This window comes from Litorilinea aerophila (genome assembly GCF_006569185.2).
Taxonomy (GTDB): Bacteria; Chloroflexota; Anaerolineae; order Caldilineales; family Caldilineaceae; genus Litorilinea; species Litorilinea aerophila.
On record NZ_VIGC02000004.1, the window covers coordinates 15,997 to 36,599 of the forward strand.

The window sequence follows — 20,603 nt, forward strand, 5'->3', positions numbered from 1 at the left end:
TATAGCCCTACCAGGATAGAGGAGAAAGCGAGCGACATGGGGTGAATTCATTGGACTTCACTTACTGGGTTTGGAGCAAAGGAAGATAGAGAAAATGTTCCTGGGCCTGCACGGAAAAGCTCACCTCGGCAGAGATATCTGTCTCATCGCCTAAGTCGTCGTACCCGGTGACCGCCACATAGTAGGTCAAATTGCCGAGCAAACCGCTCAGGAGATTCAGGAGATAACGGGTTTCCCTGCCGGCGTCGAAACGATAGGAATAGAGGCCTGGAGAGGTCCCGATATACACATGATAGCCCTGAGCCCCACTCTCTGACCATGTGACTTCCCATTGGAATTCACCGGCTTCACGAATTTGGAGCTCGGAGGGTGGCGTTCCTTTGGGTGTGAACGGCAGGGCGCCCATATCCGTCCCGGCAGGCGTCCCACGGCCTATTGCCGGTGAACCGGCATGCAGCCGATAGTCCCCATTCGCCATGTCCCGGAACATGGGGTCCATGGACAGTCCTCCCTCACCAGGGCCGCCTCCCACGTAGTCTACACCATTGCCCCACACGTCGTTGTTGCCCCACACGTCGTTGTATCGCACTGTGGCGCCCACTAGATTGACCAGCCCGCTCCCACCATTACCGATGATCAGATTGTTCTCCGCCAAACCGGCGCTATGGTTGAGCACTACACCGCCTTCATCGTTCTGCACCACCGTGTTGTTGCGCACAATGAGGACAGGATGTTCGTTGCTGTTCACCCCACCTCGACTGTTGCGGTCAATGATGTTGCCCTCGATGGTCACCTGAGCCTGATCCGACTCGAACCAGGCCCAGACGCCAAAGGCGTTGCCCGTAATCCGATTTTCCCGAACTACCACGGCTCCTTGCTCTATCCAGACGCCAGCGTTGAAATACCCATCCGCACTGCCTTGAATGGTGAAACCCTGGAGTGAGCTGTCCGTACCCAGGCGCACTACAGGTCCCTCTGCGCCTCCTGCGTCGATGACGGATTGTGACCAACCCTCTCCCACCAGCGAGACCCCTGCCGGAACAGCGACTTGTTCCTGATAGCGGCCGGCCGCGACCTGGATGGTATCCCCGAACAAGGCGTGAGGGATGGCCTCGCCAATGGTCTTGAAGGCTGTCTCGGGCAAACGGCCGTCCCCGGATTTGGTCACCGAAGCGTCCACATACCAGGTCAGGTTCGCCTCCCGCACGCTGACGGGGAAGGAAGTGAGGTTGTTCGCCTCGTTCACCTCCTGGATTGTATTCTCCGGGTCGACCCAGACGTAGATAGTCTCCTGGCCCACCCGGTCCGGCGTCCACTCCACCGCCACCATACGGCTCTCCCCAGCCTCCAGGCGGGTGATGACCTGGGTGGCACCGATCTGCACCCCGCCCTCCCGAGGATCCCCCCGGTACATGGCCACGACCACATCCTCCGCGGCCACCTCTCCCACGTTCCACACCCACATGCGCAGCTCCGTCGGATAGCCCACTACCGCAGACCCGTGACTCCAAGCATCGAAGGCGAACTCCGGCATGTACTCGCGCACATAGGGGCCGGTAAATTCCCCTATAGCAGGCAAGCGAGCTACTTGGACAGGGTTGTCCCATGTGAATTTAAAATGATATCGATGAATGCCCAAAGGTAGGGATATGCTGAACTGGTAGGTGCCTCGACCCCTCTGGCCACTACGCAAGGACATGGGATACGCCACATCGTCGATCACCACATTTGCCGTGTGGGGAGGCAACATCTGTTCGTTCCAGAAGGAGACCAGATAATCAAATGTGGTCTCCACTGTGCCAGTGTAGGGCACTGCCATGCCACTGGGTAACGCAGGCACTGTGGTGCCAGGAGGCCCGCCGCTGAACACTTCCACCAGGGTGCCTCGGCCACCCGGCGCAAAGCCCACGGCCACCTGCCTCAGGTCGGCCGCCATGATGTTGTTACGGTGTCCCTCGCTGTCCATGAAGCCCTGATGGGCCCACTCCATCCCTTCCCGCCCTGATGTGGCTTGGAACAGATTCTCCCCTGTCCCGTAGGGGTATCCGCTGTCGTAGGCGCGCTCACTTGGGCCCCGGCCGGCCAGATCGACATGACCTTGACAGCAGTTGGAATTATTCATTCCCAAAGCATGGGCGCGTGCGGAGTAGGCAAGATTGGGATGCCATCCCAAAGGATTCACTGCGGCCAAATCTGGATACCCCCATGCCCCTGGATCCATGCGTGCCTCGTTGATCAGGACATGCATGTACCGCTCATCCAGGTTGGGCACAGCGTCAAAAGCGGTGCTGTAGGACTCGTTGGAATAGCTCGAATCCCCAGCGTTATTGTAGGCGCGCACACGGTACCAGTAGCTTTCTCCCACTACGGTGTCGACATCGGTGTAAACGGTCGTGTTCGCCGGCAAGGTGATCCAATCGCGCCATTCCGTGCCGAAGATCCCTTCTGCACGCTGCACCACGAAGCCCAGCTCATTGGTGATGTTGTCCGTCCAGGACAGGCGGATGGCCCCCTGGGGGGATGCTCCCACGTGCAGATCGCGTGGATTGGAAAGCGCCTTCGGTGCAGATGCCGGGGGGACTTGTCCGTCCCACACAAAGCCGTAGACATCCCAAGTATGGTTTCGGTTGTCCTGCCAGACCACTGTGTTCCCGCTGACTGCCGGATTGATCTGCTGGCTAGGCTCCAGGGTGACGGGGAACACAGTTCCATCTGCACGCACATAGACAAACACATCCCAGTTCCCGTAGGCGTCCCTGTCCTGCCAAATGATCAAGTGGTCGGAGACAGCGGGGTGTTCCTGCTGTCCCGGCCCTGTAAAGACAGTGAAGCGGCGGTTCTCCACCAGATCATACCCGAGGATGTCATAGCCCGGATCGGGCCAGCCGAAACACTCGTTCTGCCAGACCACTGTGTTGCCGCTCACACGGGGGTGACGGATCTCGCCTCTGCATTCGGTTCCCGGCTCCAGGAGATGGTATGTATTGTCCTCAATCCGATAGCCCCGGACCTGCCAGGTATTTTCGCGATTGTCTCGCCACACAACCCAGCCGTTATCGATGTCTGGATCGCCCTGAAATCCCGCGGCCACCGCCAGCGGAAAGGTTGTGCTGATGCTAATCTGGTATAGATACACGTCCGCCTGCCAGTAGTCGCCCGTTTCATCGTGATAGACAATGTAATCCTCCCAGATACGAGGAAACCGTTGGTGTCCAGGTCCGGTGGCCACGGCAAACACCTCACCGGTGCTCAGCCGGGTTGCGTAGATGTCCCAGGTGCCGTTGCGGTTGTCCTCATAGACCACCACGTCGCCGCTGATGTCCGTAAAGAGCTGGGCGGCACCGTGAGACGTGACCTGGAATTCCTTCCCACCGGCCAGGTCATAGCCCCACACATCCGTGGGGCCCTGGGAGCGATCATCGAACCAGACGACCCTGTTCCCATCTATGGATGGCGCTTCCTCGCTGGTCAACGGGAGGGCCGAGATGGGGAACTCCCCAGCCGGCGGTACGGAGAGGGAACGAACCGGTTGGAGCAAGGGCGGCATGGTAGAGGAGCGGGCCGTGGAGACGGCCGGTGTTGCGGTGGGCGTGGGCCAGGCGGACAGGCGCGGCCGGATCTCGCTGCCATCTACACCGGACGGGATCGGCGTGGGCAGCGGCTCCATGACGAGGCCAGCTTCTGCCGGAGAGGATGCCATCCAGCCCAGACTTAGCAGAAGGACGAGGAGGGTTACTCGCGGCATGAGCATTGGAGTACGCACGGGAAGAGAGCTCATTGCTTCCGGTTCAACGCCGGGTCACAGGCAGGAAGAGCAGGTCGGTGTAGGCAATGCCCTTGGGCACGGAGAGCATCGGCCCGCTGCCTTCCTGCGCGCGCAGGGGCTTGTCTGCATCCAGGAACAGGAGCGTGGTGGCCGTAGGATTCACCGTAGCCGTCACCCAGTAGTAGCCCTCGTCCGCCTCTGCAGTGGCCAGGATCAGGGAAAAGCGTCCCGCTCCATCTGTGTTCACCTCACCTAATAGATGCTGGTTGACCAGTACCTGCACCGACGTATTGGGCGGGAAGTTGTCTCCCTGTACGGTGAAATAGCTGCCCGGCGCGCCGTCCGGATAGTTCAACCAGGTGCGGGCTCCCTCCACCACGAAGTCCCACTTCTCCGCCACGTCGGGATAGTCGGCAAAACGTTGCAGGGTGAGGGTGGGTGTGACCACGTCCAGGTAGAAAGGACCGGTGCCCACCCAGAAATGGCCCCTGGCCCCATACCAGGCCGACAGGCGATTCCAGCGATCTTGCGCCTCCTCCGTGGTCACGTAAGCTCCTAGGGTGTTGGCATAGGGGATATACGTTGAGGCGGCGCTGGTGTTCAGGTAGTTCGCCAGCACCGTCAGGCTAGAACCCTGTACGTAGTCCATCCAACCTACGCCAGTCTTGTCGGCCTTCGCTGCCGTGAAGGCCAGCGCGCCGTCCGCCTCTGCACGGATACCCGGAGCCAGGTTGTGCCAGGCGCCAGGGCCTGTAGCGTACCCAGGCCACCAGGTATGGACGTTGTGCTCAGCGTCCAGTTCCCACGCATCTTCGTAGGTCTCGATGACCAAGGGGTCCAGAGAAACGATGCGAACACCCTTGAAGTGACTCAAAAAGCTCTCCAGACCGGGCTGGGCGCTTTCGTCAAAGATGGGACTCTCCGGCTTGCCCCGGTCAAAGGTCAAAATCATACGCATGACGAAGTCGGCCACATCCAAAGGGCTCCCGTCATGCCATTTGACGGTCTGGAACAAGTCCGCCGGATAGCGGACAGTGCTCTTGATGCGGGCCGTCTGAGGCTGGCCGAACTTTTCCCCGGCAGTGATGAAGCGCTGCTGCACGGGATCCCAGTCTACCCAGGCATCGGTCGACACGGTGATGCTAGAGGCGAAGGTCAGGGTGACCCAAGGATGAGTCCGCACAATGGGTAATCCCTTCTGGGCTACCACTTCCGCGGCCTCGATGCGATGAGGCCAGGGCAACCCGTCCTCCGGATCGGTCATTAGGGCCCAATCTTGAGTAGCGCGAATGGGCATGGTATCCTGGAGCCAGTCGCTCCCTCCCAAGGGGTTCCAGGGACCCATCGGGGTGGATCGCGTCTGGGCGATGCGTATCACGCCACCCTCCTGTTCCTTGAAGCGTACCGTGTGCGGCCAGGCCTGGACACCGGCAATGCCACCCACCCGGCTGACAGCAACAGATATCGCGGAACGAAACGGGGAAAAGCTTTCCCCGTTTACCAGCCAAATGCGTACCGAACCTACACCTGGATCCTGGAAAGAAGCCTCCAATGCCCGACGGAACAGGTCATCTCGTTCTGCCATGGTGGTGTAGGTCCGATTGGCCAGGCGACTTGCCACTTCCTGAAACTCTGGCGACGGGTTGTATGATTGCCACAGGGGCACCGCCATACCTGATGGGGTATAGAAGAACAGAAAATTACTCCCTGCATCCCGCCTGGCCGAGGTTGTGAGCCAGCCACTTGTATATAGGTGCCAGGCTCCTTCCCTAGGATCAGATTGGAGATAGATGGCCGCAGCCTCTGAGCCTGTCTTGTATTGACGATCTACCGTAAAGCCCGCCATTTCCAGTTGGTCCGCGATGTAGTCCCCTATCTGCCGACGCAGATCTTCACTGCGGATCAAGAAAATGACAACGATGGGCTGACCTCCATCGTACCACTTGCCGTTGACTAGAGTGGCACCCATGCTGCGCATCTCTGTGTCGATGGCAGCCAGGGCCTGGGCTGTATCATAGGCGTAACGGGTTTCAATGGCCTGAATAGCTTCCCGATACCGCACGTAGTCGGCATCGGCCGGAATGAGCGGCACATACTTCGGCGTGGCTGCCCCTTGGAATATCGTCTGGGCAATGAAGTTCCGGTCGATCAACCAGTTGAGGGCTTCCCGGATGCGATAGTTGGAGAAGGGGTTCAAGCGACCGTCCTGGAAGCGGGGACCGGCGGGGTTGATGGTCAGCTCGTTGTAGCCGCCAAAGAAGCGCACGTAGTCCAGGTTCGGATCGTTTTCCACCGTTTCAAGGAGAGCGCCGCTTACGATATCGGCTGCGTAGATGTCCAATTGGGAGGTGCGTAACTGTTCAATGGCGGTGGTCACTGACGGCTGGGCGGTAAAGATAACCGTGTCCACCCATGCCCCGGTGTGGTCGGTGGTCCCCGGCGGCGTGCCGGGTTGGTTCTCCTGGGCCAGAACGTTGTGTACACCAATTGCCGTGCAGATCCAGAATGCGAATGTGAGCGCCATCAACGTGCGGAGCATGGCGTGCGTCTTCATCCTCCTCTACCTCCTTTGCGGTGCGTGTAGGGTTATAGGTGCTGTCGGTCTACAGAAAAGGCCGGGGCCGATTTCCTGGCCCCGGCCTATTGCTCTTCCTTGCAGGCTATCTCCAGATCACCGGCAGGTACAGGAACTCGTCCAGCGCTACGCCTCCCGGACCGCCCGGATCCGCTATCACCCCGTTGGCCGTGAGATCCCCGTCCCCGCGGCCCCCGTCCACCAGGTGCAGCCGGATCGTCCGCCCCAGGATCTCCGCACCCGTCCCCGTGGCTGGATCGTAGCCGAACTCGTACCAGTGCGCTTCCGCATCGTCCGGCGTGGGCCCGTACTTCCAGTACCCCGTGGCCATCGGACCATCGTGGACCACGAGGGTCAGGGTGATGCCGCTCCCCGGGCTCAACCCCACCATTTCAAAGGCCAACAGGCTTCCATGTGACCCTCTTACTCACGTTGGTTAGGCTCCCAGGCGGTGCTACGCTCAACGGCCAGCCCAAGGCAGGTAGATACGCCATTCCAGGCTCTTAAGGCTTTCGGTGCGCTGCTCTCTTGGATTCGGATAAAGAGTTTGCACCACAGGGAGATAGATGACATTTTGAGTAGAATTTTCGGGGACAATCGCTGTATTCAGCATCGTGATGCCCAGGACTGGTGCAATTTCATCGGCTGTCAACCTGGGCTCGCTTGTCAAATACAACCGCTTGGTGGACGAAACCACTTCCGTGTTTACCTTCACTACAAAGGACCGTTCCACCTTTTCGCCATTCTCAACCGTGCCAAGCATCCAGCGAACCTGGCCGAATTCGATTGTGCCTCCATCTGTGATGCTCTGCGGCAACACAGTCACGCCGGCCGGAATACTGGTCGTCAGCACAGTATTATTTAGCGGGAACCCAAGACTATTCGTGAAGCTCAAGGTATAGGTCAGAAAATCGCCAGGGTAAACGACCCCTAAGGGGGTAACCTCGTAGTTCAAGTTCGGCCCAGGCAATCCCACCTGTACCAGATCGGCGAAAGCTTCATGCGAGGCACTCTCAGCGTTCACCTGACCGCGAACCACATAGTTCCCCTTAGCAAGTGTTCCGGGCAAGGCAAATAGAACAGTTGCCTCAGACCCGTTCGGCACCTCAAACGGCTGGCTGTTTGTATATACTGTGTTGGATAGGGTATCGAGCACGCGAATTGTCAGGGAACCCGATACGGGATTCTCTTCGAGCCAGTTGGTGACCGTAACCACGACAGGGACCTCTTCTCCAGGCAGGACGGCTCTTGGCAGGGCATAGTCCAAGGCAAACGGCCAAAGAGCCTGAAAAGCAACGGCATTGGAATCCGCTGTAAGCTCCTGTCCATCCAACGGATTCACCAAGCTCAGGGTTGCCGGCGGCAACATTCCTTCAGTGCCAGGAGCCCCCGGAAAACCAAACGTGAAAGTAAGAACCTTCATAGCAGTGGGGTTTACGACCGTGTGCCAGGTGATGCTGCTCCCGCTCTGGACTGCGCCTCCTGCATCCAGCAACTCTATCCCTGCCGGCAAGGTTTGGGTAACGGTAACAGGCACCGTGCTGGTGAATGGATTGTTGATCCACAGTTGTGCTTCGTGCTGCTGTCTCCAAGGTACTGGGAGAATGTAAGTGCTCAAGGGGGGATCAATAGGCATTGCTTCTTGTTCTGCGCTGCTGGCAGCTGCGCTGCTCGATGAGAGACGCGTCGGGTTCCAGGAGCTTATGACGCTGTCGACAAAGTAGACGCCCCAATCATTTGCGCCCAAAATGACGAACTCTATGTCCGATTCCTGTGTCGGCGATATGCCTGTGGTGCCAGAATCTTTTTTGTAATTTAGGCGCACCACTCCTGTTGTCCCTGGCTTCAGGTTGATGGTGGCTTCCTCCTGGGTAAATATAGTTGCCCATGGCAAACCAAAACGACTGGTGTCTACCCTATACCGCGCCGTCACGTAAAATGTGACTTCGTTGGAGCTCGTATTTTCCAAATGGACTTCGCTCCAAGAATCGGTTTCATTCCAGAAGGGCCCCCAACCAGTGCCCTCACTGCGGTGCACAATTCGCTGCACTCGTCCGGTGGCAGGGTTGGGGTCTTGCCGCAGAAGAATCTGGAGCAGACCTCTGGAGGCCGTTTCATGGATCTGTTGCAAGATATCCGGTGAACCGGCCAGCGTAGACACGGCCAGGTTATACATTTGTATGGACTCGCCGAGATTTTTCGCGTTCACATATGTATCCAGAAGAGTTCTCGAACCGCCCAATGCAACCAGTCCGGCACCGTCCAAAAAATAACTTGCCAACAACTTAGCCGAGGTGCGCCACACGAAATTTGCCAGGGCGTTGGACCGCTCTGAATGGGCACGCCGCAGATCTGTCAACGTCAAACGAGGATAACGCAGTCGTTGCCCTAGAAGAATCAAGGCGCCGGTACGCAGTTTCAAATCTGCCTCATAAGTTTTCTGGTCAGCCTCGCTCATGCCGGGCAAATTGGCCAACAGCTGGCTACGGCGTTCGCGAAGAAAATCTTTCAGCTCTTCAGCTGTACGGTCCACAGTGGGGTACAACAGTGTTTGTGTACCATCATTCACACCAAACAGATGTTTTCGCAGCTGATCTTTGGCTATACTTTTCGAGAGTGATTTTGCCGAATAACCGGCAAGTTCGCCTGTGAAAAATTTCAACCCTCCCCAACCCAGAAGTTCAGTAAGCTCTTCAGGAGGAGTCCCTCCCAATTTCGCAAAGCTGAGCTCAAATAGGCGGTAGACTCTGGGATGTGCATTGGCGAATTGGGTATTCCACGTGCCTGGAATGTAGCATCCTGGGCACTTCAAGCGAAAGGCCAGTTTCAGATTCTCCAAATTGCCGCTCTGAGAGAGCCCTCCCAGCACATCTGCCATACCAAAGACAAAATCCGCAGCCAGTTGAGCCGCATTGGCGCCAATCTCACCACGGAAATATGCGCCATGCTCGGCAATTTCTTGAGCATCTCCCTTAATATAATCCAGGCTATCCGTTGCTATATTGACGATTCGATCTATGCTGTGCAGGAATGTCCCGCTGGGAGGAGCGTAGGTCGTAAATGTGACAACTGTAGACCGGGACAACCGGATGCCATCATCCAGGACCGTTGCGAAAATCGTGGCGGTACCTGGAGCTGTAGAACGAACAGAGCCTACCACACGACCATTGTTATCTGTGGCCAATAAAGGCTGCTCGACAAGATCGAGCACACCCCTACTCGATTCCAGCCAGACAGTCTTGCCCGGCACAGGCTGACCTGCCGCGTTCAGAAGTTGGACCACGATCGAGGCCCTGGATGCGCCATCAGCCGGTACGGAATCAGGCTGAGAATATAGCACGGATCTCATCGGATCCACCATGGCCGTAGAACGCCCCACAAAATCCACCCCGGTCGCATCCGGCGGCACGGACACCGTGCGGGAAGCCGGCGAGAAGGTGAAGTCCTCCTTGGCCGGCGTGACCGTATAGGTCCCTTCTGCCAATCCGCTCAGGGTATAGCGGCCGTCGCCGTCCGTGGTGGTGGTATGCCCCGCGTCGTCCGTGATGGTTACACCGGACAGGGGGGCTCCGTTGGCGTTCGTCACCCGACCGGAGACAGAGTGGGTAGCTGGCTCTACATCCGGTGCCAGTTTGACCACAAAGGTATCTGAATCGCCGTCGAAGACATTATCGAAGGCTCCTGGCGTGATCGGGAAGTCAGAGGAGCCGGTCCAACCTGTGACGTAGATATTTCCATTCTTATCTATAGTGATGTCTTGGCTTTCCTCCCTATCTGTTCCTCCCAGGAGGGTGACATAGGGGAGGTCGTTTTCCATGGGGTTCAGCTTGACCAGGAAGATATCGAGATTGTCATAATTGTTATGGCCATTGTTCAAGCTATTATCATACACTTCTGGTGTGGCTGGAAAATCAGAAGATAGAGTTTGGCCCGTGATGTAAGCGTTTCCGTTCTCATCTACATGGATGCCTGTACCCAAATCCCAATTGCTCCCCCCTAAAAAGGTAGCGTAGAGAACGTTGCCTCCTTCAGGGCCCAGCTTAGTCACAAAGACATCGCTAGGGCCATCAAGGCTAGTATCATAGGCTCCAGGAGTGACTGGGAAGTCGGAGGAGCTAGTGTTACCTGTGATCAAGGCATTCCCATCCGGATCCACGGCAATATCGGAGCCAAAGTCTTCATTATTTCCTCCTAAGAAAGTGGCATATAAGAGATCGCTTCCTATGGGGCTAAACTTGGCTACGAAGATATCGTGGTAGCCGCCGTTAAAGCTCGTGTTATAGGCCTTTGGCGTGACCGGGAAGTCGAAGGAGCTAGTAGTGCCCGTGATATAGGCGTTTCCATCCGTATCCACGGCGATACGGGCGCCATCATCCCAGCTGCTTCCCCCCAAGAAGGTAGCGTAAGCGAGGTTGCTCCCCAAGGAGCCCAACTTGGCTATGAAGACATCTACATAGCCGTTAAAGCCCATATCATGAGCTCCGGGTGTAGTTGGGAAGTCGGAGGATTCAGTAGTGCCTGTGATGTATGCGTTCCCATTTCCATCTACGTCAATACCAGTGCCTCCATCTAAGTTGCTTCCTCCTAAGAAGGTAGCGTAGAGGAGGTTGTTTCCTGTAGGGTTCAGCTTCGCTACAAAGATGTCCCGGTTGCCATTGAAGCTTACATCGTAGGCTTCTAATGTAACTGGGAAATCGTAAGAATCAGTGGTGCCCGTGACATAAGCATTGCCGTTCTGATCCACTATGATATCGTTGCCCCACTCGTTACCAGCTCCTCCTAGGAAAGAGGTGTAGAGAAGAGTGTTTCCTGTAGGGCTCAGCTTGGCTACAAAGGCATCACTGGAACCGTTGTGGAACGAGTCGTAGGCCCCCGGCGTGGCCGGGAAGTCGGGGGAATCGGTCCAGCCCGTCACGTAGGCGTTGCCGCTTCCGTCCACGGCGATGGCATAGCTCTGGTCACCACCGCTTCCCCCCAGGAAGGTGGCGTAGGCCAGGTCGGAGGCGCCGGCCGCTTGGACAGAGGGGCCGGGGAGCCAGGGGGCGGAGGAGAAGGGGGAAGTCACCTCAAAGGTCTGGGCGTTGATCCGTTCCACGTTCCCACGTTCCACGTTTGCACGTTCCACGCGGAGCAGGGGCAGGGTGAAGTCGCCCACCGCCGTGCGTAGGCGCAAGCCCTGCCTGCCGCTGGCAGTGGCGAGCACATCTACCTCTTCCTCTTCCGCCCCCTCTACTTGCAGATGTACGGCGGAAAGATCGGCGCCAGCCCGGGTCACCAGCCGCCAGCTCCAGCGGCCGGCCTCACCCGTCACCTCCAGATCCACGCCCGGATAGAGGTCAACATAGCGCACCCCGCTCCAGACCGGCACGTGGGTGCGCCACTTCTCGGGGTCGTTGCCCAGGAAGTAGTTCACCGAGGTCTCCAGTCGGCCGAAGGGCTCCAGACGGGGGTGGGGGGTGGCGCCGGGGAAGGTGAGCTTGAGGTTGACGCCCTGCACGTTAGCGGGTTCCACGTTGGCAGGTTCCCCTCTCAAACGTTCCAACGTACCACCCTGCGCACGTTCCACGGCGCTTATCCAGAGGGCATCCTCGGCCAGCCAGAGGGCCCGGTCGCCGCCGTAGACGCGGAAGCGGACCCCCTCGGGGAACTGGCCCACGTTCTCGATGAACATCACCGAACTGCTCCCCAATGCCGGCATGGCCGGGTCGCTGCCCGTGCCGGCCCCGACCTGGGCCGCCGCAGGCCTGCTCAGGGTCAGGGCCAGCAGGGAGAGCAGGATCCCGATCTGCCAGATTTTCGTTTTCATAGTCGTTCCTTCGGTCTTTTTGTTTTTGTCTTCTCCAGCGTTGTGCGCAGCCGGGGCAAGCCGCCTTTCGGCCGGCCCACCCCGGCCCCGTGTCCCCACGCTCACCGCGCCGGCGTGATGGACACGTCGTCGAAGTGCAGGGTGCCTGTGGGATTGGCGCCGCCGAATAGGAGTGGCAAGAGGAGCGCCATGCAAACCAGAAGACCGAATCCGGTGAAAACGCGCCCTTTCATTTGAGCCTCCTGCTTTACATAGATGCCGTGGCCGGGTATGCTCTTCGGCCAGCGTAAGTATAGCCCCCCCGCCACTACCCCGCCATGGGCATCTCCCGGCGTGTTGTAGCAGTCGATCTCCATGAGATGGGTTGGGGGTAAGCCTGGTCAACGTTCCACAACAGGTAGATAGATGAACTCCTGTTCACCGAAGAGGCCGAAGAGGCTCAAGTGGCAGACCGGCACGGAAAGGCGATTCTGGGCCGGCTGGCGGTTATACGGGCCACAGGCTGCGTCCGTCCAGCTCAGGGTGTCCGGATCCCATCGCAACAGTACCAACAGCTCTTCGTCCAGACCGAAGACTTCGGCATCGGTGTAATCGATGGTGACCTGGATAGGCGACGATAGGGAGAGGTTTTCTTGCAAGATGCCGCCCTGATAGACGTTGAGCTGGAAAGCTCTGCCGGCCAGGCGGTGGTTGGGTGGCCGCCAGCCCAGATTGAAGGGCGCATAGACCAGCGTGCTGCCCGCCGGCAACAGGTTTGCCGGGACGCTCACCATGCTCTTGCCCCCGTCGGCGTAGTTGAACTCCAGGGTGTGGGGCTGGCTCGGATCGGTAATTGTCACAGAGGCCTGCTGGGTTGATTGCATCTCCCATACTTCAGCGCCGTTGGCGCTGTTGTTGACGCCAAGGTAAAGGCGGCCGTTATGCTCAGCCATAGCGTTGAGCCATACATAGGTGTTGTTGCTATCCCCCAGGCCTTCAAGAGCAGCTGGTTCCCAATCGGTCCCATTTATTGTGCGCCAGAGTCGAAAGCCGTTGAACGTATTCTGTGTGGCTGCATAGAGATATCCACCGGTGACGAGCCCACCGAAGATATATTGATTTTGGGGGTTGCCAAAACCGTTATCGACGACTTTGACCCAATCGTTTTGGCTATTGCAGATAGTTGCGATACAACGCCAAATTTCGGCTCCTTTGGTTGTGCCGACGACACGAGAAATAAATGCATATAGCGCGTTGTTGAAAACGATGAGCCTTTCTACGCGATGTGCTTCTAAATCACCAAATCCCGGGTCATTTACGCGCACCCAGTTGGTTCCGTCGTAGCGCCACACCTCACCTCCCAGCGGGCCATCGGAATGTGCATCATTTTGCCAGTCTCCATGACGGGTGCCTGCATACAGGTAGCCGTTGTATTCCACCAGCGACAGGACACCGGTGTTGTATGGGTCACCGAAGCCGCCAGAGGCAATCTGTTGCCAGTTCTGTCCATCGGCTGTGCGCCAGATCTCGGCGCCTAGTGTGCTGTGATCTTGCCTATCCAGAGTTGCGTACAAATAGCCTCCCAGTGCGGCCATTGTGGGCACCCACCGATAGTCGGTGCCGATACTCCCTGGCGGTGTCACGTTCTCCCACGTGGTACCATCCGCCGTGCGCCAGAACTGTGGCCCGTTGGTATGCCAGTTGTTACAATCTGGGTCATCACAGATGAAGGTAAACGTGGCCGCATAAAGATGGTTATTGAACACAGCCATAGCATCGATCTCAACGTTTGTGCTATCGCCAAAACCCAAGTTGTTCACCGTACTCCAAGAGCCATCATTTTCTAAACGCCATACATATGGCCGGTATCCCGAAGCATAGAGATGGCCTTTGAAATTCACCAGGTTGCTGATCCATGTGTTCTGTCGTTCCCCAAACCCATTGATGTTCACCTGCTTCCAACCTGGCACGCCCGGCGCGAATTTTTGGATGCGATGGTTGTTGGTGTCGGTCACATAGACGTTACCAGCGCTGTCTACCGTCACGCCACGAGCACCACGAAATTGCCCGGTCCGGCTCCCCCAACTTCCCCCGATGGTAGTCAGGTAATTGCCGCCTTCATCAAAGACTTGAATGCGATTATTCCATTCATCAGCCACATAGAGCCGGTTAAAGTTGTCTACAAACAGGTTGTTCGGTCCATTGAAATGAGCAAAATCGTTGCTCCGGATGCCGGTCTCCCCCATGGTGCGCACGTACTGACGATTGGCATCGAAGACCTGGACGCGGTGGTTGTCCCGGTCGGAGACGTAGATCGTACCGTTACTGTCTACGGCAACATCCTCCGGCAAGTTGAAATGGGCGTGATCGGTGCCTGCTTGACCCGGCGTTCCCAGAGTCGCGACTAGCTCCAGGCCCGTGTTGTAGATTCTAACTGTGTGGTTGCATGAATTAGCCACGTAGAGATAGCCGTTGCTGGGAGCAAGGGCTACCCCGCCCGGGCACTCCAGGCCATCTATCGTGGCGTGGTATGAACCGTCCGGGTTGTAAATTTGCACCCGATTATGCCAGCGATCAGCGACATAAACCCGCCCATTGGCATCAACAGCCACGTCATCCGGGTTGTTTAGCCGGTCATTGCTGTGATCCCAATCGCCTTTGACGCCTGCCGCGCCTACCGCCCATATCGGTGTGCCATCAGGGGAAAGCTTGTTTAGCCGGTGGCCGTGCTCTTCTGTTAAATAGAAGTTCCCATCATCGGCGATGGCTATACCTGTCGGGGTATTGTAATGGTAGCCGTCAGTAACGTAAGGAACGCCGGTCACACCGTACGTGCGTATATAGTTCCAGGTGCTTCCCGAAGGAAAGAACTGCTGCACACGGGTATTCACCCAATCGGCCACATACAGATTGCCCATGGCATCCACGGCGACATCGGAGGGGTTTTTGAACTGGTTGTTATCCGTCCCCCAACCTGCCCCAATTGTGGTCACATGAGCCCGTGTGGAGCGGTGAAACACCCGGACCTGGTCATTCCAGGTATCGGCCACATAGATGTAATTTGCATCTACAGCCACGCCAGATGGGTTGTTGAGTCCACCAATGGTTGCCACATAGCCGGGCGATGCGGGGTTCGTGATATTGAAAATCTGCACCCGATTGTTGCCGGCGTCTGCCACATAGAGCTCAGTGCCGTAGATAGTGATGTGGCGTGGACCACAGAACTGAGTCTGTCCCGAACCACATATCCCCGTCTGACCGAGGGTGGCCAGATAGGTGCCATTGCTCTGGAAAATTTGAATCCGATGGTTGCCCCGTTCCCGGTTCCAGAAGGGAGCGCCATCACTGACGTAGATATTGCCATTGGCGTCAAAGGCTACACTGATAGGGTCAACAAACTGGCTATTGCTGTTCCCTTCCACCCACATTTCCCCCAACTCGAGGATTTTCTGCCCGGAGGGGTCGAGTTGCACAACACGGTTCGATGTGGCATCCACCACCCAGATGTTTCCCCCACCGTCGACCGCAACATCCACAATCTCCCAGAAGGACGTATCCCCACAGCCGTCGGGGAAACGGGCGCAGCCAAATTGCTGCTTGAAGTTCCCCGCATGATCATACTGGAGAACTCGGTTCCCCCACTGCTCACCAATCCAGATATTGCTTCCATCGGTGCCAATGCCATAAGGGAAGTTAAGGTGTAGGGTATCAGCGGTGTAAGCTACTTCTGACACCCCAAACGTCTGTACGTAGCGGAAGCTCAGCCCCGGCTGGCCAAGGGGAATAGCGGCCGCATCCACGCTCTGGGTTTCCATCTTTGGCGCCTCGGCAAAGGGAGCGGAAGGTTTGCTCTCCGGGCCAGCCAAAGGTGGCCCCTCCGGCGCTGGGAGAATCTCCGCCGGACCTGGCGGCTGTAGCCCTTGGGCGGCAATCGGGAGGGCGGGCAATAGCGCCAGGAACAGCGCTACGCAAAACAGCGGGCAGAATCCGGTGAGAACTCGCGCTTTCATTTTGCTCTCCTGTTTTGTAATGGATTTGGGATTTGGGTGTTCGCTGTGCCGACATAATGCAGGTGTCGTCGAAGTAGCGTATCCTGGGCGAGCGACGGCAGATGCGCACTCCTCGGGCCCTTCCGGTTTCTCCTCCATCAGGGGCGTGCTGTCCTGACGACGGCATTCGTCTGTCAATTCGGCGGCTTGGGTTGGCTCCATGGCAAATCAAGGCAGATGGTATTAGCGGTCGCGCAGCACCAGCGGCAGGTAGAGCTGCACTGCATTGTTCAGGTTTGTGGTGCTCAGATTTAATGTATAGGTGGCCTCACAACCATAGCTGCTGTCCCTCGCAGGGGATATCTGGATGAAGTACTTTCTTCTACGGATTCCACCTCGGTGTCGAAACAGCCTGGCTGCTGAATGGTGCATTCGTTCTTCCGCAAGGCCGGCTCATCGCTGAATGAAAGGCAGGTACAGGGTGTTGCCTTCTGACCGAGTGCCCGGGCCTCCGGGATCGGTGATGACTCCGTTGGCGGCGAGGTCACCATCGCCCCGTCCACCGTCCACCAGATGGAGGGTAATGAGGTTGCCGTTTATCTGGGCGCCCGCGTTGGTGGTGGGGTCGTAGTCAAAGGGATACCAGTGGTCGGCTGGGTTATCGGCTGTAGGCCCGTACTTCCAGTAGCCGGAGGCCACAGGGCCGGTGTGGATGGTGAGGGTCAAGGTGACGGCACTGCCCGGGTTCAGGCCTTGCACCTGGAAGGTCAACAGGCCCTGGGGCAATTCCACCCCGGGCGGAGGAGTGACCGTAGGCGAGATGGATTGTACATTCGAGAGGGTGACGTCCTCGGGCCCGGCCAGGGTGATGGGGTGGCCGGTGGTGCTGACCAGCGTCTCCACGTGGGGTTGTTGGTCGTCGGGGATGCCGTCCCCATTGCCGTCGCTCAGGGGCGGCGTGGACTCCTCAAAACGTAAGATAAACAGACCCCCGTATCCATCTGCCACGTAGGCATAAGGGCCGGCGATTGCGACGACGGAGGCAGCCCACGGCGTATCATAGAATCCCACCTCAGTTGGGTTGGCCGGGTTGGAGACGTCGATGATGCGGAGGCCTGCTGCCTCGCTTGCCAGGTAGGCGTAGGAGCCAACGATTGCGACGTCTTGGAAGTCATACTCCACATTCTCTTCGCCCCGTGTGTCATAGAAACCTACCTGGGTCGGGTTGGCGGGATTTGAGATGTCAATGATGCGCAAGCCATTAGGGCCATCCGCCACGTAGGCGTAGGGACCGGCTACTGCGATGGCATTGACAGATCCCTGTATATTGTAGGAGCCCACTTCGATTGGATTACTGGGGGTGGAGATGTCAATAATACGTAGACCTCCATCCGCCACGTAGGCATAGGAGTCGGCGACTGCGATGTCTACGGCCGTCCCCGGTGTGTTGTAGGAACCTACCTCGGTTGGGCTAGCGGGGTTAGAAATGTCGATGATACGCAAATCTCCATCCGCTATGTAAGCGTAATGACCCGCTACTACGACCTCTTGGACAGACCTCTCGTAGGCACCCACTTCGGTTGGGCTGATCGGGCTGGCGATATTGATAATGCGTAATCCTGCATCTCTAACTGCCACATAAGCGTAAGAGCCGGCAACTGCGACATTGAAGGCAACTCCCGGCGTATTATAGAAGCTAATCTGGTTGGGGTTTGCAGGGTTAGATACGTCGATGATGAACAAGCCTGTATCTACCCCTGCTACATAAGCATGAGCGCCGGCAACTGCAACGTCGGAGACATACTCTGGTATCTCATAGGCACCCACTTCGATTGGACTACTGGGCTTGGAGATGTCGATGATGCGCAAGCCCTTATTCCCATCTGCCATATAGGCATGAAAATCAGCGACTGCGACATCAAAGGCATGCCCCGGCGTGTCATAGGAGCCTACCTCGGTTGGGTTAGCGGGGTTGGAAATATCGATGATACGCAGATTCCCTTCTGTCACATAGGCGTAGTCACCAACGACTTCCACGTCGTCGGCTCCCCACCCTTCGTCGTAGGAGCTCACCTCGATCGGGTTAGCGGGATTGGAGACGTCGATGATGATCAGACTTTTGGCCGTCGGGCCAAATCCCCCTGATATTTCCGTTACATAGGCGTAAGAGCCGGCTACGGCGACGTCAAAGGCATATTCTTGTGTCTTATAGGTGCCCACTTCAGTGGGGTTGACAGGGTTGGAGACGTTAATGATACGCAGACCGCTATATCCTGCTGGCACGTAGACATAGGAACCCGCAACCGCGACGTTATGGACATCTCCCGACAAGTCGTAGGAGCTCACTTCAGTTGGATTGGCCGGATTAGAGATGTTGATGATACGCAGACCTTTATCCCGAACCACCACATAGGCGTAATCACCGGCGACTGCGACCCCCTCAGCATCCCCGGGGGTGTCATAGGAGCCTACCTCGATCGGATTGGCCGGGTTGGAGATATCGATGATACGCAGACCTCCCCCTTCGGCTGCGACATAGACGTAGTTGCCCGAAACAGCCACGTTAGACACAGAATCCGGTAGCACCACATACCCCACCCGGGACAGATTGCCCGACCCGCTGAACTCCATCACGGCTAACTCAGGGCCAATGCCCGCGTAAATGTAATTTCCCTGGACAGCTACGGCCAGAGCAGAGCCCCCGATGTGTCCAACCAGTTCCACATTCTGGGCCTGCTGCACCAGGGCGGCGGCCTGGGCGCGGTCCGGGGACAGGGGCACGCCGTTCCCGAAGATGGACGGAGCCGCGCCCCAGGCCAGGAGGGCGATAAGCGAGAGCAGGGCAATGAACGGTTTTCTTCCCATGATTTCACCTCGGTGTCGAAACAGCCTGGCTGCTGAATGGTGCGACCACTCTTCAGCAAGGCCGGCTCAGCGCCGGATGAAAGGCAGGCCAGCCATGGACAATGTGCGCTTCAGGTTGTGTATGCTGATGGACAGCAGGCAGATACTACCGCCGCTGTTCGACGCCAGCATGGAGATGGACTTTGTTCAAGATTGGATGTAGGTGTGGTTCCGTGGCTTTTCACGGAACCGGCCCGGCGAGGGAAAATCTGGCAGAGCTCGTGATGTCGGGTGCGATGATGTCCGCTCGATAACCCGCCTGGGGGACGGCCGCCCATCCACTGGACGGGCGGCCGGGCCGACCGGCCGATACTAGGGCCATCATAGCACCTTCCACACCGGGATACAAGCCCCCTGGCGCCGGCCCTCTCTGTGGGAGGGGGGATCCGGCGCCATTTTTGCAAATTTTGCAAAAATATCCCCCGCCCATTCGCTGGACAGGGGAAGAGGTTGCCTGGTTCGTCAAGCAGGAAGGTAGGCGCAGTTGGGTGTAGCGCCGGTTTGACGCTGTTTACAGCTCCCGCAGTTTACGGCTCCCGCACCACCACCAGCTGATCCACGCCCGACTCTGCGCCCCAAACCTCCCCAGGGCGGCCCAGGAGCTGGCGCACGTTGGCCGGTGAGCTGGGCAGGGGAAAGACGTCGAAACGCTCCTGGGAGGGGTCGAAGCGCACCAGCGCATTGGATCCGAAGTCGCTCAGCCAGACCGCGTCGTGCTCATCCACGTATACGGCGTAGGGCCGGGGCCTGTCGCCGGGCAGGGGCCATTCCCGCCACGCATCACGGGCCGGGTCATACATGGCCAGCTGGCCTGCGTTCCACTCGCTCACCCAGAGGCGGCCAACAGAGTCGGACCAGATGCGTCGTGCGCCCTGGCCAGGGGTGGGCGGCTCCAGGACCACGGCTTCGAAGGTGTTGAGATCGATGCGGGCGATGTGACTGCCGGCCAGGGAAGCGTAGTAGATGGCGCCGTCCGGCGTGGCTGTGATGCCGTAGGGGCCACGCCCGCGCGGTGCATCGAAGACCTGCACCGTGCCCGTGGCCGGGTCGAGGCGGCCGTAGATGCCGCTCTGGCCGGTGAACCAGAGGATGCCGTCGGCGTCAAAGGCGGCCGTGTTGAGGTTGGCATAGCCACTGTCCGGCGGCAGGGGGAAGACTGCCACCGCCTCTGTCTCTGGGTCTACCCGGACGATGGCGTTCAAACCACCGTCGGTGACCCAGGCCGCGCCGTCTGGGCCGACGATGACGCCGTGGGGAGCCGAGCCCGTACCCAGGGGAATGTGATGGGTCTCACCGGTGGTAGGATCCAGCCGACCCAGCTCGCCGCTGGCCTGGGCCGTGTACCAGACGGTTCCATCGGGTGCCGGGGCCACGTCGTGGGGATGGGATCCCCGGGGGACCGGGTACTCCTGCAGGGTGAGTTGACTGGCGTCGGGGATGGAGGCTGGAGCCGTTGGCGTGACCGTCTCCGTTACGGGTGTGGACGCGAAGGGGGTGGGCGCGGCCGCGGGTGTGACCGCTGTGCAGCCGACGAGCCAGAGGGCAGCTAAGCCGGCCAGTATTGTGCGCAGCATGATCTCCTCC

8 protein-coding genes are annotated in these 20,603 nt (G+C 58.2%); all 8 read right to left on the reverse strand.

Annotated elements, in window-relative coordinates:
- Positions 1–61: 61 nt before the first annotated feature.
- The 8 genes from FKZ61_RS03605 to FKZ61_RS03635 all read right to left on the reverse strand — a co-directional run bounded on the left by FKZ61_RS03605 (position 62) and on the right by FKZ61_RS03635 (position 20,593).
- The gene (locus FKZ61_RS03605; protein ID WP_170199194.1) at positions 62–3,667 is read right to left on the reverse strand and encodes a CARDB domain-containing protein; all 3,606 of its coding nucleotides are present in this window, start codon (positions 3,665–3,667) and stop codon (positions 62–64) included.
- Positions 3,668–3,788: 121 nt separating this feature from the next.
- Positions 3,789–6,320, reverse strand: coding sequence for an ABC transporter substrate-binding protein (locus FKZ61_RS03610; protein ID WP_141608716.1), 2,532 nt, complete (start codon positions 6,318–6,320; stop codon positions 3,789–3,791).
- A gap of 106 nt (positions 6,321–6,426) precedes the next feature.
- Positions 6,427–6,744 carry a choice-of-anchor U domain-containing protein gene (locus tag FKZ61_RS03615; RefSeq protein ID WP_141608717.1) on the reverse strand — a complete coding sequence of 106 codons (318 nt, stop codon included), beginning with the start codon at positions 6,742–6,744 and terminating at the stop codon, positions 6,427–6,429.
- A gap of 57 nt (positions 6,745–6,801) precedes the next feature.
- Positions 6,802–12,147, reverse strand: coding sequence for an SBBP repeat-containing protein (locus FKZ61_RS03620; RefSeq protein WP_141608718.1), 5,346 nt, complete (start codon positions 12,145–12,147; stop codon positions 6,802–6,804).
- Positions 12,148–12,248: 101 nt separating this feature from the next.
- Positions 12,249–12,380 carry a hypothetical protein gene (locus FKZ61_RS23845; protein ID WP_268251866.1) on the reverse strand — a complete coding sequence of 44 codons (132 nt, stop codon included), beginning with the start codon at positions 12,378–12,380 and terminating at the stop codon, positions 12,249–12,251.
- Positions 12,381–12,527: 147 nt separating this feature from the next.
- Positions 12,528–16,136, reverse strand: coding sequence for an NHL repeat-containing protein (locus FKZ61_RS03625; protein WP_170199196.1), 3,609 nt, complete (start codon positions 16,134–16,136; stop codon positions 12,528–12,530).
- Positions 16,137–16,568: 432 nt separating this feature from the next.
- Positions 16,569–18,980, reverse strand: coding sequence for an LVIVD repeat-containing protein (locus FKZ61_RS03630; RefSeq protein ID WP_141608720.1), 2,412 nt, complete (start codon positions 18,978–18,980; stop codon positions 16,569–16,571).
- Between the two features lie 566 nt (positions 18,981–19,546).
- The gene (locus tag FKZ61_RS03635; RefSeq protein ID WP_211358390.1) at positions 19,547–20,593 is read right to left on the reverse strand and encodes a Vgb family protein; all 1,047 of its coding nucleotides are present in this window, start codon (positions 20,591–20,593) and stop codon (positions 19,547–19,549) included.
- Positions 20,594–20,603: the final 10 nt, after the last annotated feature.